At 71.3% G+C, this 15,480-nt stretch carries 15 protein-coding genes, 1 tRNA gene and 1 pseudogene; 11 read left to right on the top strand and 6 right to left on the bottom strand.

The features are described from left to right. Positions 1-373 precede the first annotated feature (373 nt). The gene (locus ABZ484_RS35865) at positions 374-1,636 is read left to right on the top strand and encodes a serine hydrolase domain-containing protein (RefSeq protein WP_358870150.1); all 1,263 of its coding nucleotides are present in this window, start codon (positions 374-376) and stop codon (positions 1,634-1,636) included. Between the two features lie 6 nt (positions 1,637-1,642). Here the strand turns inward: ABZ484_RS35865 and ABZ484_RS35860 are convergent, their stop codons facing one another. The 3 genes from ABZ484_RS35860 to ABZ484_RS35850 form a co-directional block, all read right to left on the bottom strand. Beyond that, positions 1,643-2,647, bottom strand: coding sequence for a Gfo/Idh/MocA family oxidoreductase (locus ABZ484_RS35860; RefSeq protein WP_358870149.1), 1,005 nt, complete (start codon positions 2,645-2,647; stop codon positions 1,643-1,645). 94 nt (positions 2,648-2,741) lie between these two features. Then, a complete protein-coding gene (locus ABZ484_RS35855; RefSeq protein ID WP_358870148.1) occupies positions 2,742-3,527 on the bottom strand; it encodes an SDR family oxidoreductase in 786 nt (261 codons plus the stop codon). A gap of 9 nt (positions 3,528-3,536) precedes the next feature. Continuing rightward, positions 3,537-4,727: a phytanoyl-CoA dioxygenase family protein gene (locus tag ABZ484_RS35850; protein WP_358870147.1), complete on the bottom strand. Its 1,191-nt coding sequence runs from the start codon at positions 4,725-4,727 to the stop codon at positions 3,537-3,539. Between the two features lie 116 nt (positions 4,728-4,843). On the opposite strand from ABZ484_RS35850, the gene ABZ484_RS35845 reads away from it, so the two are divergent. Together ABZ484_RS35845 and ABZ484_RS35840 are read left to right on the top strand one after the other, a co-directional pair. Next, positions 4,844-5,893: a LacI family DNA-binding transcriptional regulator gene (locus tag ABZ484_RS35845; RefSeq protein WP_358870146.1), complete on the top strand. Its 1,050-nt coding sequence runs from the start codon at positions 4,844-4,846 to the stop codon at positions 5,891-5,893. Between the two features lie 81 nt (positions 5,894-5,974). Next, the gene (locus ABZ484_RS35840; RefSeq protein WP_358870151.1) at positions 5,975-6,487 is read left to right on the top strand and encodes a hypothetical protein; all 513 of its coding nucleotides are present in this window, start codon (positions 5,975-5,977) and stop codon (positions 6,485-6,487) included. A gap of 22 nt (positions 6,488-6,509) precedes the next feature. On the opposite strand, the gene ABZ484_RS35835 is transcribed toward ABZ484_RS35840, so the two are convergent. Together ABZ484_RS35835 and ABZ484_RS35830 are read right to left on the bottom strand one after the other, a co-directional pair. Then, on the bottom strand, positions 6,510-7,301 hold the full coding sequence (locus ABZ484_RS35835) for a DUF2690 domain-containing protein (protein ID WP_358870145.1): 792 nt from the start codon (positions 7,299-7,301) through the stop codon (positions 6,510-6,512). Between the two features lie 215 nt (positions 7,302-7,516). After that, complete coding sequence (locus ABZ484_RS35830) at positions 7,517-7,963, bottom strand: SH3 domain-containing protein (RefSeq protein WP_358870144.1); 447 nt, start codon at positions 7,961-7,963, stop codon at positions 7,517-7,519. Between the two features lie 288 nt (positions 7,964-8,251). Here ABZ484_RS35830 and ABZ484_RS35825 point away from each other — a divergent pair, with 288 nt between their 5' ends. From ABZ484_RS35825 to ABZ484_RS35790, 8 genes are all read left to right on the top strand, one after another. After that, positions 8,252-8,782, top strand: coding sequence for a MarR family transcriptional regulator (locus tag ABZ484_RS35825; protein WP_358870143.1), 531 nt, complete (start codon positions 8,252-8,254; stop codon positions 8,780-8,782). Positions 8,783-8,882: 100 nt separating this feature from the next. After that, a tRNA-Pro gene (locus ABZ484_RS35820) sits at positions 8,883-8,956 on the top strand. A gap of 483 nt (positions 8,957-9,439) precedes the next feature. Further along, positions 9,440-10,732, top strand: coding sequence for an extracellular solute-binding protein (locus tag ABZ484_RS35815; RefSeq protein WP_358870142.1), 1,293 nt, complete (start codon positions 9,440-9,442; stop codon positions 10,730-10,732). Positions 10,733-10,874: 142 nt separating this feature from the next. Then, positions 10,875-11,768, top strand: a complete 894-nt coding sequence (locus ABZ484_RS35810) for a sugar ABC transporter permease (RefSeq protein WP_358870141.1) — start codon at positions 10,875-10,877, stop codon at positions 11,766-11,768. Continuing rightward, a complete protein-coding gene (locus ABZ484_RS35805; protein WP_358870140.1) occupies positions 11,765-12,667 on the top strand; it encodes a carbohydrate ABC transporter permease in 903 nt (300 codons plus the stop codon). Before ABZ484_RS35810 ends, ABZ484_RS35805 begins: the two co-directional genes overlap by 4 nt. Before the next feature lie 92 nt (positions 12,668-12,759). Continuing rightward, the gene (locus ABZ484_RS35800) at positions 12,760-13,473 is read left to right on the top strand and encodes a DUF2993 domain-containing protein (RefSeq protein ID WP_358870139.1); all 714 of its coding nucleotides are present in this window, start codon (positions 12,760-12,762) and stop codon (positions 13,471-13,473) included. A 75-nt stretch (positions 13,474-13,548) separates the two neighbouring features. Further along, positions 13,549-14,784, top strand: coding sequence for an acyl-CoA dehydrogenase family protein (locus ABZ484_RS35795; protein ID WP_358870138.1), 1,236 nt, complete (start codon positions 13,549-13,551; stop codon positions 14,782-14,784). Positions 14,785-14,832: 48 nt separating this feature from the next. Beyond that, positions 14,833-15,291 (top strand): Rrf2 family transcriptional regulator, encoded by a 459-nt coding sequence (locus tag ABZ484_RS35790; RefSeq protein ID WP_030180751.1) that lies wholly within the window; start codon positions 14,833-14,835, stop codon positions 15,289-15,291. 45 nt (positions 15,292-15,336) lie between these two features. Here the strand turns inward: ABZ484_RS35790 and ABZ484_RS35785 are convergent. Then, positions 15,337-15,480 (bottom strand): annotated as a pseudogene (locus ABZ484_RS35785) (ABC transporter permease); the annotation flags it as partial.

Genomic DNA, 15,480 nt, shown 5'->3' with positions numbered 1-15,480 from the left:
CCCACGCTCGAACGAGCTCGCGCGGGGGCACCCCCATCGCGTCGCCGCCCTCCTCCGCCTTGCATCTGGACGCACCAGCCCCCGCTCACCTGGGTGGATCGGCGCTGCCGTTCACCTGCACCTTGATCCGCCGGACAGGCCCTAGGCCTGGCCCTGGAGCCGGGGCCCGACAGGCGGCGGGGCGGGGCCGCTCCTATGCTGAGGACGTCGGGTCGGGTGCCGAGGGCAGCGGGACGTGAGGTCCGTAAGAAAGCGGATGCTCCGCCCGCGTCATGGCACCGCCCGTCGGCGTCCGCCGCGGAAGGACGCCCTCCGCAGCCCCGCGCCCGTCTCCGGTGACGCGGGTGACGTCTCACGTGCTCGGAGTCGGCCCATGACACTCGCGTGCACCCGAGGACTGCGCCGTGGTGCCGTCACCGCGACCGCCGTGGGGATGCTCGCCGCCCCGCTCGCCGGTCCCACCGCGGGGACCACGGCCGTCGCTTCCCCCGCCTCAGCCGCCTCGCCGGCGGATCCGTCCCCGCCCTCCCCGTCGGCCTCCTCCGGCGTGCGCCCCCTGACCCCCGACGTGGTCCGGCAGGTCGATGAGGCCGTCCGGCGCGTCATGCACCAGGCCGATGTGCCCGGCGTGATCGTGGGACTGTGGACGCCGGACGAGGGCCGGTACGTGAAGTCCTTCGGCGTGGCCGACAAGAGCACCGGCCGCAGGATGTCCGCCGACATGTACATGCGCATCGGCAGCGAGACCAAGACGTTCACCGTGACCGCCCTGCTGCGCCTCGTCGACCGGCACGAGGTGAGCCTGGACGACCCCGTCGGGAAGTACGTCGACGGCGTGCCGGGCGGCGACAGGATCACCCTGCGCGAGCTGGCCGGCATGCGCAGCGGGCTGTTCAACTACTCGGACGACGAGGGCTTCTTCAAGGCGCTCACCTCCGACCCGCGGCGCTCCTTCACCCCGCGGCAGCTGCTGGCGTACGCCTTCAGACATTCCGCGCTCTTCCCGCCGGGCCAGAAGTTCGACTACTCCAACACCAACCTGATCCTGCTCGGCCTGGTGATAGAGAAGGTCAGCGGCAGGCCGCTCGCCGACTACATCCGCGCCGCCGTCCTGGAGCCGGCGGGTCTCGACCACACCTTCTTCCCGAGCGGCGCCGAGTTTCCGCGGCCGCACGCGCAGGGCTACACGATCCAGACGGCGTCCGGGCGGGTGCAGGACGCGGCGGACTGGAACCCGTCCTGGGGCTGGGCGGCCGGAGCGATGATCTCCGACCTCGACGACCTGCGCGTCTGGGCCCGCACCGTGGCCACCGGCGTGCTGCCCGACGGCCGCATCCTGATCAGCCCCGCCACCCAGAAGGAGCGGCTCGTCACACCGCCGTCCGCGATCCCCGGCGCCGGCTACGGCCTGGGCATCTTCGACGTCCACGGCTGGCTCGGCCACAACGGCTCCCTGCCCGGCTACGAGTCCCTCACCGTCTACCTGCCGTCCGCCCGGACCACCCTCGTGGTCCTGCTCAACACCGACATCGACCACAAGGGCAGCGAGCCCAGCACGCTCCTCGGCGAGGCGATCACGAAGATCGTCTCGCCGGGGCACGTCTTCGACCTGCCGGCACAGCCCGCCGCCCGGTGACGCGCGTCAGACGGTGCGGACCTCCTCGATCCGCACCGGGCGGTGCTCGTGCAGCGACAGGGTGCACGCCTCCGCGATCCACCCGGCCTCCAGCGCGTCCGCGACCGTGCACGGCGACGCCAGGCGCCCGGCCACGACCTCGGTGAACGCGGCGAGTTCGGCGCGGTAGGCGGCGGCGAAGCGGTCCATGAAGAAGTCGTGCGGGGTGCCGGCCGGGAAGGCCACCCCCGGTTCGAGGGACCGCAGCGGCAGCTTGTCGTCCAGACCCACCGCGACGGAGTCGGCGAAGCCGTGCAGTTCCATGCGCACGTCGTGACCGCGGGCGTTGTGACGGCTGTTGGAGACCACCGCGATCGTGCCGTCGTCCAGGGTGAGGACCGCCCCGGTGGTGTCCGCGTCGCCGGCCTCCTTGATGTACTCCGCGCCGCGGTTGCCGCCGACGGCGTACACCTCGGTCACCTCCCGGCCGGTCACCCAGCGGATGATGTCGAAGTCGTGCACCGAGCAGTCGCGGAAGATGCCCCCGGAGGCGGCGACGTACGCGGCGGGCGGCGGCGCCGGGTCCAGCGTGGTGGACCGTACGGTGTGCAGCTTGCCCAGTTCGCCGCTGTGCACGGCCGCGCGGGCGGCGACGAAGCCGGCGTCGAAGCGGCGGTTGAAGCCGATCTGCACGGGCACGTCGCCGGCCTCGACGGCCTTGAGCACCTCGACGCCCTCCGTCATGGTGCGCGCCACGGGCTTCTCGCAGAAGACCGGGACGCCGGCCTCGACCGCGGCGCGGATCAGCGCCGGGTGCGCGTCGGTCGCGGCGGCCACCACGACGCCGTCCACCCCGGCGGCCAGGACCGCCTCGGGCGAGGCCGCGACCTCGGCCCCGAAACGTTCCGCGGCGGCCCGGGCGGCCTGAGCCACCGGGTCGGCGACGACGAGTGACTCGACGGCGTCGAGTCCGGACAGGGTCTCGGCGTGGAAGGCGCCGATGCGGCCGAGGCCGAGGATTCCGATGCGCATGACGGGTGCGGCTCCTAAGGGGCGCTGGTGCTGTGCGGTGGTGCTGTGCGGTGGTGCTGTGCGGTGGTGCGTGCGGTGGTGCCGGAAGAGGCGGCTAGCCGAGGCCGCCGAGGACGTTCTGGTCCCAGTCGATCACCGATCCGGTGACCACTCCGGACCGGTCGGACAGCAGGAAGACGACGAAGTCGGCGATCTCGTCGGGTTGGCCCAGCCTGCCCATCGGCAGCCCCGCCGCCGCCTCCTCCCGCCAGTCGTCGCCGGCGCCGTGGAAGGCGCGCTGGGTGGCGTCCTCGCCCTCGGTGGCGGTCCAGCCGATGTTCAGGCCGTTGATCCGGACCCGGTCGAAGCGGTGCGCGTGCGCGGCGTTGCGGGTGAGTCCGACCAGCCCGGCCTTGGCGGCCACGTACGGGGCCAGGAAGGGCTGACCGCCGTGTGCCGAGGACGTGATGATGTTGACGATCGTGCCGGGGGCCTTGCGCGCCACCATGTCGGCCACCGCCGCCTGCATCGCGAAGAACGGCCCCTTCAGATTGACCGCGATGTGCGCGTCGAAGAGTTCGGGGGTGGTGTCCAGCAGCGTGCCGCGAGAGGTCAGCCCGGCGGAGTTCACCAGGCAGTCGATCCGGCCGTAGTCGTCGACCACCTCGGCCACGGATCCCTTGGCCTGCTCCGCGTCCGCCAGATCGGCCTGGACGAACATCGCCCGGCCGCCGGCCGCCGTCAGCTCCGCCACCAGTGCCTCACCCGGCTCCGTGCGCCGACCCGTCACGGCCACCGCGGCGCCCTCGCGGACGGCGGCCCGCGCGATCGCGGCGCCCACGCCCTGGGTGCCGCCGTTGACCAGGACGACCTTGCCGTCCAGAAGTCCCGTGGGTGCCATGAGTCCTCCTCAGCTGCTGCGGCGCTCGGCGGCGGTCCGGAGCGCGCCCCGCAGGGCGCCGGGGGTCCACTCCTCCCGCACCGCCCGCCGGACGAGGTCCGCCTGCGAGGGCGGGGCGAGGCCCTCGACCGGCGGGTCGCTGTCCAGGTCGGTGGGGAACGGGTAACCCTCGGCGCTCGCGGCGATCACGTGCTCCAGCCACTCCTCGCCCACGCCCTCCGCCTTGCGCTTGAGCAGCACCGGGAACACCGCGTTCACCACAGCCTCCCGGTCCACCGTCTCCATCGCGCGGCCGAAGGCGGAGGAGATCTGGAGCAGGTTGGCCATGCGCCGGATGTCCGGGGACCGGTTCGCGCCTGCGGCGTGGAAGAGCGCCGGGTTGAAGAAGGCGGCGTCGCCCTTGGCCAGCGGAAGCTGCACGTGGTGCTCCGCGAAGTACTCCTGGAACGCGGGCAGCCGCCAGGCCAGGTAGCCCGGCTCGTACCGCTGGGAGTACGGCAGGTACAGCGTCGGGCCGGACTCGACGGGCATGTCGCGGTGCGCGACCGCGCCCTGGAGGGTCAGCACGGGGGAGAGGCGGTGGACGTGCGCGGGGTAGGCGGCGGCCACCTCGCCGGTGAGGAAGCCGAGGTGGTAGTCGCGGTGGACGGTCTGCGCCGCGCCGCCCGGGTTGACCACGTTGACCTGGGAGGTGACCTGGTAGCCGGGGCCGAGCCAGGCCCGTGCGACCAGGGCCAGGACGTCGTTGGCGTAGTAGTCGGCGAAGCTCTCCGGGTCGTACGCGGCCGCCTTCTCCAGGGCGTTCCACACCCGGTCGTTGGCGCCCGGCCTGGCGAAGTGGTCGCCGGCGGTGTTGCCCGCGGCGCGCTGCCCGGCGATCAGCGCGTCGAAGACCGCCGTGGCCCGGTCCACCACCGCCGGGTCGGGGAAGGCGCCCCGGACGACCAGGACGCCGGGCCCCTCGTCGAGGGCGTGGACCAGTTCGGCCTGCACGGCGGCCCGGTCCCCGGCCGCGACGAGCCGCTCACGGTCGTAGACGAGGACGCCCTGCTCGACGGCCGAGGCGTGCGGATGGCCGGCGAGGTCGGTGGCGCGCTCGACGAGCGCCCGGAAGGCGTCGAGGTCGCAGTCCCGCTCGGTGAGCCAGGTGCGGCGGCGCGGGGAGTCCTGCGGGGAGCCGTGCGGCGAGGGAGAGGACATCGTCGTCCTTTCGGTGACGGGGGCGACGCGGCCCTGTCATTGTTGTCAGTACAAACCCCTCGCACCACCATCAGTGAGCCATCAAAAACCCCTCAAACCCCGCTAGGAGCCGTCCTGTGGGCCATCCCTTCCCGATCCGCGAGATCGCACGTCAGGCCGGGCTCAGCGAGGCCACCGTCGACCGCGTGCTCAACGGCCGGGGAGGGGTGCGCGAGAGCACCGCGCGCGAGGTGCGGCGGGCGATCGCCGACCTGGACCGGCAGCGCACCCAGGTGCGGCTGGTCGGCCGTACGTTCATGGTGGACATCGTGATGCAGGCGCCCGAGCGGTTCACCACCGCCATACGGGCCGCCCTGGAGGCCGAACTGCCGTCCCTGCACCCGGCCGTGGTCCGCTCCCGTTTCCACTTCCGTGAGACCGGCCCGGCGCGTGAGCTGGTCGCCACGCTGGACCGGATCGCGCGGCGCGGCTCGCAGGGCGTGATCCTCAAGGCCCCGGACGTCCCCGAGGTCGGCGCCGCCGCCGGCCGGCTGACGGCGGCCGGGATCCCGGTCGTCACGCTGGTCACCGACCTGCCCGCCACCGCCCGGCTCGCCTACGTCGGCAGCGACAACCGGGCGGCGGGCGCCACCGCCGCGTACCTGATGGCCCAGTGGCTCGGCGACCGCCCCGGCAATGTGCTCACCTCGCTCAGCAGCGGCTTCTTCCGCAACGAGGAGGAGCGCGAGATGGGCTTCCGCAGCGCCATGCGGGCCGCCCGGCCGCGCCGCACCCTGGTGGAGATCGCCGAGGGCCAGGGCCTGGACGCCACGCAGTACGACCTCGTCCGGGCCGCCCTTGAGCGCGACCCGGAGATCCGCGCCGTCTACTCCATCGGCGGCGGGAACATCGCCACCCTGCGGGCGTTCGAGGACCTGGGCCGCGAGTGCGCGGTGTTCATCGCCCACGACCTCGACCAGGACAACACCCGTCTGCTGCGTGAGCACCGCCTGTCCGCCGTGCTCCACCACGATCTGCGCCAGGACATGCGGGAGGCCTGCCGGCTGGTGATGCGCGCCCACGGCGCCCTGCCGCCCGCCGGGCCGGCCCTGCCGTCCGCGATCCAGGTCGTCACCCCGTACAACATGCCGCCGCAGGCCCGCGCGGACGGCGGCCGCGGGGCGTAGACGGTCGCGAGGTGGCGAGGACCGACGGCTTCGGTGATCGTTGAGACGACCGTCTCCGCACGCCCGGGAAGCGAGCAGCCCATGGCGGACCCACCGGCGGCCGTCCCCCAGCGGTCCGTGCACGACACCCGCTCCCTCCTGCTCTTCGGCGGGGTCTACGGCGCCGTCATCGCCTGTGCCATGGTCGCCGCGCTCACCGTGGCCGGACACAACTCGGCGGCCAGCCGCCGCTACGACTCCGCCTGGCTGCTGGTGACCGCGTTCGCCTCCGCGCTCGCGCACGGCTACGCCCACTACATCGCCGAGCGCGGCCCGCACCGGCGCGGCCAGGCGCTGCGTGCCCTGGCGGCCGAGTGGCCGCTGGTCGCCGCCACGCTGCCCAGCGTGCTGATCCTCGCGGGCGCGGGCTGGGGTTGGTGGCCCGCGAACGGCGTGGAGTACCCGGCGTTCACCTTCAACGTCGCCCTGCTGTTCACCCTGGGCCTGGTCTCGGCCAGGTGGGCGGGGCGCAGATGGTCGATCGCGCTGCTCACCGGGGTGGCCGACGCCGTGTTCGGGCTGCTCGTGGTCGTGGCCAACGCGCTCATCAAGTGACGTCTTCACCGGCATCACGGCCTCAGGGCCGGCTGCCCGGGTCGGCGTCCAGGCCCGTGCACGCCACCTTCCCGTTCACCTCGGCGCACGCCTCCACCCCGCTCGGTGAGGACACTGCGAGCATCGGGCTCGTGTCGCCCCGGGCGTCGTCGGCGGAGTACGCGGCCGACAGCACGTCCCGGCCCGTCCGCACGGATACCTCCCGGGCCACCGCGCCCCGCACCCGCACCTGCGACCAGGCGGTGCCGCAGGACGGGGACCAGCGCAGCCGGACGGTGTACGCCGCGTCGCTCACGGCGCTCTTGGTCTGCGCGTCCCCGGCGCACGCCGAGGCGCCGGGCAGCTCGCCCTGGCAGGAACGGCCCTGGCAGCGCTGGGAGACCGGCTCGGCCCGCGTGCCGGGGGCGGTGCCGCGCGAGGAGGTGGCGAGGGCCGTGGCCACGGCCGTGACGGCGGCCAGCAGGGTGAGCGCCGGCAGCAGCGGCAGCCGTCCCCGGCGCGCCCGCGATGCGCCGGCGGGTTCCGGCGCGGACGCCGTGGGTACGGGCGGCGCCTGGCCCGCCGCGTCGTCGCCCTCCGCCTCCCACAGCGCCAGGGCCGGTGCCGGGTCGGCGCCCGCGAGCCGGGCGAGCGCCTCCACGGCCGAGCGGGGCGGGTGCTTGGCCCCGGTCAGGTAGCGGTGCCAGGCGGACTTGCTGTAGGGAGTGCGCGTGGCGAGGGCCGCCAGGCTCAGGCCCGTACGGTCCCTCAACTCGCGCAGGGTCGCCGCCAGCGGCCCGATCGACGGTGCCGCTTCCTGGGCCTGCCGCATCATGCTGCTCCCGACTCGACTTCCGCTATGGGCGTTTCGCCCCCAGTTGTCGGGATGAATTCCCGGGTTCGGGTCACCGTCACACATCCGCGAGGTATGAGGAAGGTGTGCCGGCCGAGGCGTCGGTGCGACGCGGGACGCGCCGGGGCCCGTCCCGCCGGCACGGTGGTGCGGTGGAACGGGCCCCTACCGTCAGGGCGTACGGGGTCGAGGAGACGTCAGCACCAGGGGACGGCGCCGCGGACGCGCAGGTAGCGCGCCGAGACGTAGCCCCGCACATGCGCGAGCCGGTACCACTGGTGGGTGCCGCGCACCCAGGACCCGTACGTCCGGCACTTGAGCGCGACCAGCCGGCCCGAGTGCCGGACGCCGATCACCCGGTACCCGGTGCCGGGGCCGGAGCGGACGTTCAGCGGGGAGCGGTGCGTGGTCACCCGGCCGAGGGGGTGGCTCGAACGGTAGTGCGTGGCACGGTGGTTGACGTGGTGCGAGTGCCGTACGTGCCACGCCGGGGCTGGCGGCAGCGAAGGAAGCAGCTGCTGCTCGGCCACGGCCGCGGCGGGGCGTGCGGCGGACGCGGCCGGGGCGGCGTCGGCGGCCGTGGGCACGAGCGCGAGCATCGCGACCGTGGCCAGCAGGCCGCCGGTGAGGGTCCGTCGGATCATGGAAACCTCCGGGCTGTCGTTCCGGTGACCACATGGCGTGATCACACGTCGCCCAGCGTTTCCGCGGTGGCCGCCGACGATGCCGTCCCCGTGTCCCTGGGACGGCGGGGACGTCCCACGGGACCGGTGCGGCGGCCTCCCCCCGCGCCCCGCGCCGTCCATGCCCCCGCACCCCCGCGCCGCCTGCACCGTCCAGGCCGCCCGTGGCGAACCGGCGATCAAGGGTCGCAGCAGCGAACGCCCTGGCAAACTACTTGAGTAAGTCAACGATATGGTAGCCTGTGAGCCATGCCCACCGCATCGTCGCCCACCGGACCCGCCATCTCGCCCGAGGTGGCCGAGATCGAGCGCGCCCTGACGCGCATCACCTATCTGAGCACACGGGCCCGGCAGCACGAGCGGCTGATGGGACTGGCCGGCGTGCCCCTGGACCGCGCCGCGGTGGCGCTGCTGCGCCAGATCGCCGACTCCGAACCGCTGCGGCCGGGCGAGCTGGCCAACCGGCTGGGCGTGGAGGCCTCCCATGTGACGCGCACCGTCCAGCAGTTGGAGAAGTCCGGGCATGTCACCCGCGTACCCGATCCGGACGACCGCCGCGCCCAGCGCATCCGGCTGACCGAGCCGGGCCGGGAGGCCATCGCCCGCATCCGCGAGGCCGGCGCCCGCGGTATGCAACTCGCCCTGTCCGGCTGGCCCGCCGAGGAACTCCACCAGCTGGCCACGCTGTTCCACCGCATGGTGGACGACTTCCTCGCGTACGCGAACGACATGGACGCCGCACAGGACACCATGGACACGGCGCGGCGGCGCACCGGCTGAGCGCGGTGCCGCCCTGCCGAACGGGGCCGACCGCCAGGAGCCGCTCACGTACGGTAGGGTTTACCCGGGCGTTCGGGCGGGTCACCGCGCAAGCGCCCGACGGGACGTGGCGCAGCTTGGTAGCGCACTTGACTGGGGGTCAAGGGGTCGCAGGTTCAAATCCTGTCGTCCCGACTTTTCGGAGTCGCGGGTCAGGGGCCGTTTCAGAGGAGATCTGAAACGGCCCCTCACTCATTCCCGGGGCCGATCAGAACCGGACGGGCGCGTTCGACAGAGGCCGTCGAAATGTTTCGATCTCGAGCCCTGGCAGTCCTTCGGAAGTTTCGAAGAACTTTCGGAAACTAGTCATTGACTGCCGCTCTGCGCCCAGCGCATACTCACGAGCGATCGAAACCCCCCGTAACGGAGACGACTCCATACGGTCACACCCGTCCACCTGGCACGTCCACACGCGCATGCCCGGAACCGGGAAGCACGGGTTGCAGTGATCGTCGCGAATCCGCGCGCGTGACCGACCCTCACTGTTGCCACGGCCGACCGGCCGCCCGAACACCCGGACCAGTGCACGTACGAGATTTTCGGCGCCCAACGGGCCATTAATTCACGCAACTCTTCGCACGCATTGTGCTTATGACGACAGATCAGGGAGTTTCCACGATGACGAGGGAAATACGCGGCGTGACGGCTGCCGCGATCGGTTTGAGCATCGTGCTCGCCGCCACCGGCTGCGCCGGCGGCGACGACGGCGGTGGCGGCTCGTCCGGCGGCAAGGTCACCGTGACCGTCTGGGAGAACGCACAGCCCGGGCCCGGTGCCGTGTACTGGCAGACCGCCGCGAAGGCGTACCACGCGCTGCACCCGGACGTCACGATCAAGATCCAGGCGGTCCAGAACGAGGACCTCGACGGCAAGCTGCAGACCGCGCTGAACTCCAACTCCGCCCCGGACGTCTTCCTCCAGCGCGGCGGCGGCAAGATGCAGGCCATGGTCAACGCCGGGCAGCTCCAGGCGCTGAACCTCACCGACACCGACAAGAAGAACGCCGGCGAGGCCGCTCTCGCGGGCTATTCGATCGACGGCAAGGTCTACGCCATGCCGCTCGACACGCAGCCCGAGGGCATCTACTACAGCAAGGACCTGTTCAAGAAGGCCGGCATCACCTCGACGCCGACGACGATGCAAGAGCTCGAGGCCGCCGTCGCGAAGCTGAAGAAGATCGACGTCGCGCCGATCGCGGTCGGCGCCAAGGACGCCTGGCCGGCGGCGCACTGGTACTACAACTTCGCCCTGCGCGAGTGCAGCCAGGACACCATGAACAAGGCCGCCAAGTCGCTCAAGTTCGACGACGCCTGCTGGACCAAGGCCGGCGAGGACCTGGCCGCGTTCCTGAAGACCAGCCCCTTCCAGAAGGGCTTCCTGACCACCTCGTCGCAGCAGGGCGCCGGGTCGTCGGCGGGCATGCTGGCGAACCACAAGGCGGCCATGGAACTCATGGGCAACTGGGACCCCGGTGTGATCGGCAGCCTGACCAAGGACCAGAAGCCGCTCCCCGACCTGGGCTGGTTCCCGTTCCCCGGCGTCCCCGGTGGCCAGGGTGACCCGTCCGCCATCATGGGCGGCCTCGACGGATACTCGCTGTCCAAGAACGCGCCGAAGGAGGCTCTCGAATTCCTCCAGTGGCTCGTGACCAAGGACCAGCAGGAGGCGTACTCCAAGGCCTTTGTCACCATCCCGGTGAACAAGGAGGCCCAGGGGGTCGTCACCGACTCCTTCAACGTCTCGGCGCTGCAGGCCTTCAACAAGGCCGCCTACTCCGTGATGTTCCTTGACACCTTGTACGGCCAGAACGTCGGCAACGCCATGAACACCGCCGTCGTGAACCTGCTGGCAGGCAAGGGCACCGCCGCCGACATCGTCAAGGACACCAACGCCGCTGCCGCGAAGGGCTGAGTAAGCGACAATGAGCAACCCCCTGGGTACTGACACGGCCACCGGCCGCCAGTCGCAGGGCACGCCCGGAGTCGGGGGCGCGGCCACGGCCGCGGCCCCGGCTCCGCCGCGAGCGGCCGCGCGCCGCCGCGGCCGTGCCAGGATGCGGCTCGAGATCGCGCTCCTGTCCGGACCGGCGATCCTCATGTTCCTGGCGTTCGTGATCTTCCCGGTCGCGCTCGCCGCGTTCTACGGCTTCTACCGGTGGCACGGCTATGGGGCGCCCACCGACTGGGTCGGCCTGAACAACTACAAGCTGATCCTCACCGACCCCGCGTTCCAGCAAGTGCTGTGGCACAACGGCCTGATCCTCGTGCTCTCACTGGTCATCCAGGGCCCGCTGGCGATCATCCTCGCGCTCCTGCTCAACCAGAAGATCCGCGGCCGCTCGATCATCCGGGTCCTGATCTTCGTGCCGTACGTCATCTCCGAGGTCATCGTCGGCACCGGCTGGAGCCTGATGCTCCAGAGCAACGGCGCGCTCAACGACCTGCTGCACCACATCGGCCTGGGCTTCCTTCAGGAGGAGTGGCTCTCCAACCCGAAGCTGGCCATCTGGACGCTGATGGGCATCATCTCATGGAAGTACATCGGCTTCGCGGTGATCCTGATGCTCGCCGGCCTGCAGTCGATCCCTGACGAGCTCTTCGAGGCCGCGTCGATCGACGGCGCCTCCTACTGGCAGATCCAGCGCCGCATCACGCTGCCGCTGCTGGGACCGACGATCCGCATCTGGGCGTTCCTGTCGATCATCGGCTCGCTGCAACTGTTCGACCTCGTCTTCATCATCTGGGGTCCCTACATCTCCAGCACCGCGGGCACCTCGACCATGGCGATCTACATGGTCGCCCAGGGCCGCAACGCCGGCAACTACGGCTACGGCAGCGCCATCGCGGTCGTGATGTTCCTGATCTCGCTCATCGTCGCGCTGCTCTACCAGCGCTTCGTCCTGCGCCGCGACCTCCAGGGCGCCGTCACCGAAGGAGCCGCCCGATGAGCGCGACGACCGCCAGCTCCTGGTTGTCCTCCGGCTCGGGGCAGAACACGCCCACCGACCGTCGCGACCGCCGTGACAAGCCGCGGAAGTGGGGGAGTCCCTTCACCTACTTCATCGCCCTGCTCTTCATCGGGGTCTGCGTCGCACCGGTGCTCTACATCGTGCTCGGCGGTTTCCGCACCAACTCGCAGATCTCCACCAGCCCGGCCGGCCTGCCCCACCCGTGGGTCGTCGGCAACTACGTCAGCGTCCTGAAGTCGGTGACGTTCTGGGGCGAATTCGCCAACTCCCTCATCGTCGCGCTGGTGAGCACCGTCGGCATCGTCGTGCTCGGCCTGATGGTGAGCTTCGTGATCGCGCGCTACGACTTCAAGCTCAAGGGCGCGATGTACTCCCTGTTCGCCGCGGGCCTGATGTTCCCGATGGTCATCGCGATCACCCCGCTCTACATCGTCATCAAGAACATCGGCCTCGTCGACAACCTGTTCGGCATCATCGTCCCGCAGATCGCCTTCGGCTTGCCGACGACCGTCATCATCCTGGTGCCGTTCCTCAGGGCCATTCCCAACGAGATCGAGGAGGCCGCCGCGATCGACGGTGCGAGCCGACTCGGATTCTTCGTCCGCATGGTGATCCCACTGTCGCTGCCCGGTGTGGTGACCGTCGGCATCCTCGGCTTCATCGGCAGCTGGAACAACTACGTCCTGCCCCTGTACATCCTCAACTCGAAGGCGAACTACACCCTGCCGCTCGGCGTCCAGCAGTTCTCCACGGAGTACTCCGTGGACACCGCGAAGGTCCTCGCGTTCACCTCGCTCGCCATGCTGCCCGCACTGATCTTCTTCTCGATCTTCGAGAAGCGCATCGTCGGCGGTCTCACCGGCGCCGTGAAGGGCTGATCCCAGGCTGTTGCCCCCTGCACCGGCCGTGCATGATCGGTTCCCGGACTGATCACGCACGGCCGCGAGGCCGGGACAACGGGGAGATTCACATGAGACGCCGCTGGGTCAAGGTTCTCGGGATCACGGTGCTGGTGCTTGCCGTTCTCTTCACCGTGGCCGACCGGGTCGCCGTGCACTACGCCGACAACGAGGCCACCCGTCTTGTCGCGGAGAAGTACGGCTACAGCAACAGCACCGACGGTGACCTCGACGTGTCGATAGAGGGCTTCCCCTTTCTGACGCAGGCGTTCAGCCAGGATCTCGACCACGTCAAACTGACGGCGTCGCAGTTCACCGTCGACACCGAAGGCAACGCCCAGGGCGGCTACCTGCCCGTCAAGCGGTTCCATCTCGACCTGCGTGGCGTGCGGGTGACCTCTCTGACCGCGCGCAGCGCCGAGGCCAATCTCGCCACGGGCTCCTTGATGCTGTCGTACGACGCACTGTCCGGCGTGGTCACGCGGCTGGCCGGCAAGGGCGGTCCCATCAGGATCTCGCAGGCGCCGGGTTCCACGGAGCAGGCGGCGCGGGTCCAGGTCACGGGCACCGCCGGTGGGAGCGACCTGAACGGCACGGGCACCGTGCTCGCCCAGGGCACGGAGATCTCACTGAACCTCCCCGGCAGCGAACGGCCGTTGGCCACGTGGCGGGTCCAACTCCCCGAGAACGTCGGCTTCACCTCGGCACGCGCCACCTCGGAGGGCGTGGAGATCGACATGACCGGTCACCTGGTGAACCTCGGCTCGTCGCGCTTCACCAGGTGATATCGCTCGACCCCTGTTTCCCTACCGAATCACTAGGAAAATGCTACGGTGGTGGTGACGAGGGGGGTTGGGACGATGAAGCCGACGCGTCACCGTGCATCACTCCACTCGGCCGATGCGGGGGCCGGGCAGGTGGACTGGCCGCACATAGCCCGTGAGATGGCGGACGACCTCGCCACGGACGCGGTCGAGCGCGAACAGGCCGGCAAGCCACCGCTCGACGAGGTCGCGCGGCTGCGCGAGTCGGGACTGCTGACACTGCTGGCCCCGGCCGGACTCGGGGGAAGCGGTGCCGACTGGCGCACGGCCTGCACGGTCGTCCGGACCGTCGCCGCGGCCGACGGGGCCATCGGCCACCTGCTGGGCAACCACTACTTCCTGTCCTTCAGCCCCCGGTTCTTCGCCGGCCCCGCCCGGGCCGCACGCATCGAGCGGGAGTCGGCAGCGGGGCAGTGGTGCTGGGGAGGCGGTATCGCCTCGCACGAACCACCGCTCGTACTGACCCCCTCGGCGGACGGCGGTCTGCTGGACGGCTACCAGAGGTATGCCACCGGGGTGGGGATCGCCGACCGCCTGGTCGTCCGAGCGGCCGGGTACGGCACCGGTGAGCCGCTGGCCGTCCTCGTCGACACCACCCGCCCGGGCGTCGTGAGCGGCGGCGTCGGGGACACCTTCGGCCTGCGGCTGGCGGCCGGCGGCGGCGTGGAGTTCGACTCCGTGCCGGTCGCGGCGGACGACGTCCTCGGCTCCCTCTTGCCGGACGAGGGCGTCCTGTCACCCTTCGCCTCTCTGGCCGCGCCGACCGCGCGGCTGGTCTCCGTCCAGTTCTGTCTCGGCCTCGCCGAGGGACTGCTGTCCGAGGTCCGCGAGCACGGACGGGCCGTGCGGTCCCCCTGGCAGCCCTTCTCGCCGCAGCCCTGGCCGGTCGGCGCACCGCAGGATCCGAACGCGCTGACCGCGTACGGCGAGCTCGCCGTCCTCGCACGTGCCGCGTCCGCCCTCGCCGACCAGGCGGTGGACGCCCTGATGCGCGGCCTCGCACAGGGCGAGGACCTCGACGGCGAGGAGTGCGCGGAGATCGCCGTTCTCGCGAGCGTGGCCGAGGCCGCCGCCTCCCGGGCCGCGCAGGAGATCACCACCCGTGCCCTGGACGTCATCGGCGCCGACGCCGCCTCCTCCCGCCACGGCTTCGACCGCTTCTGGCGCGACGCCCGGACGCACACCCTGCGTGAGCCGGTCGCCCACAGGCTGCGCGAGGTCGGGGACTACTTTCTCAACGGCGCGCATCCGCCCTTCACCCTGCCCGGCTGACGGCGCAGCCGGTGACGTGCGGACACGGCCGTGATGGATAATTGCGGCATGCGGATCTCGGCGCGAGCGGACTATGCGGTGCGGGCGGCACTGGAGCTGGCCGCTGCGGCGGACGACACCTCGCTCAAGGCCGAGGCGATCGCCGCCGCGCAGGGCATCCCGCACAAGTTCCTGGAAGGCATCCTGGGCGACCTGCGCCGGGGCGGTCTCGTGGTCAGTCAGCGAGGCGGGAAGGGCGGCTACCGGCTCGCCCGCCCGGCGGACTCCATCGCCATCGCGGACGTGATCCGCGTGGCGGACGGCCCCCTGGTGTCGGTACGGGGCGTGCGCCCGCCCGAGCTCTCCTACGGCGGCCCCGCGGAGTCGCTGCTGCCGCTGTGGATCGCCGTACGCGCCAACGTCCGCAAGATTCTCGGCGAGGTCACCCTGGCCCATGTGGCGGCGGCCAGGCTGCCCGACGACGTCGTTACCCTCGCGGAAGACCCCGAGGCCTGGACGAATCCCTGACCGTCGCCCGGCGGGGCCACGCCGGGTCGGTCGGGAGGCGTGCGTTCAGCTCTTCACGAAGAGGCCGCGGCTGCGCAGGACCCACCGCTCCAAGGGGCTGAAGATGAGCAGGTCGATGGCGATGCCGACGAACAGGATCAGGATGATGGCCTGGAAGACCATGGCCATGGAGCTGGCGTTGCGGCCGTT

It is taken from the genome of Streptomyces sp. NPDC006393 (genome assembly GCF_040628575.1).
Classification (GTDB): domain Bacteria; phylum Actinomycetota; class Actinomycetes; order Streptomycetales; family Streptomycetaceae; genus Streptomyces.
This window is presented reverse-complemented; position numbering and strand designations above follow the sequence as displayed.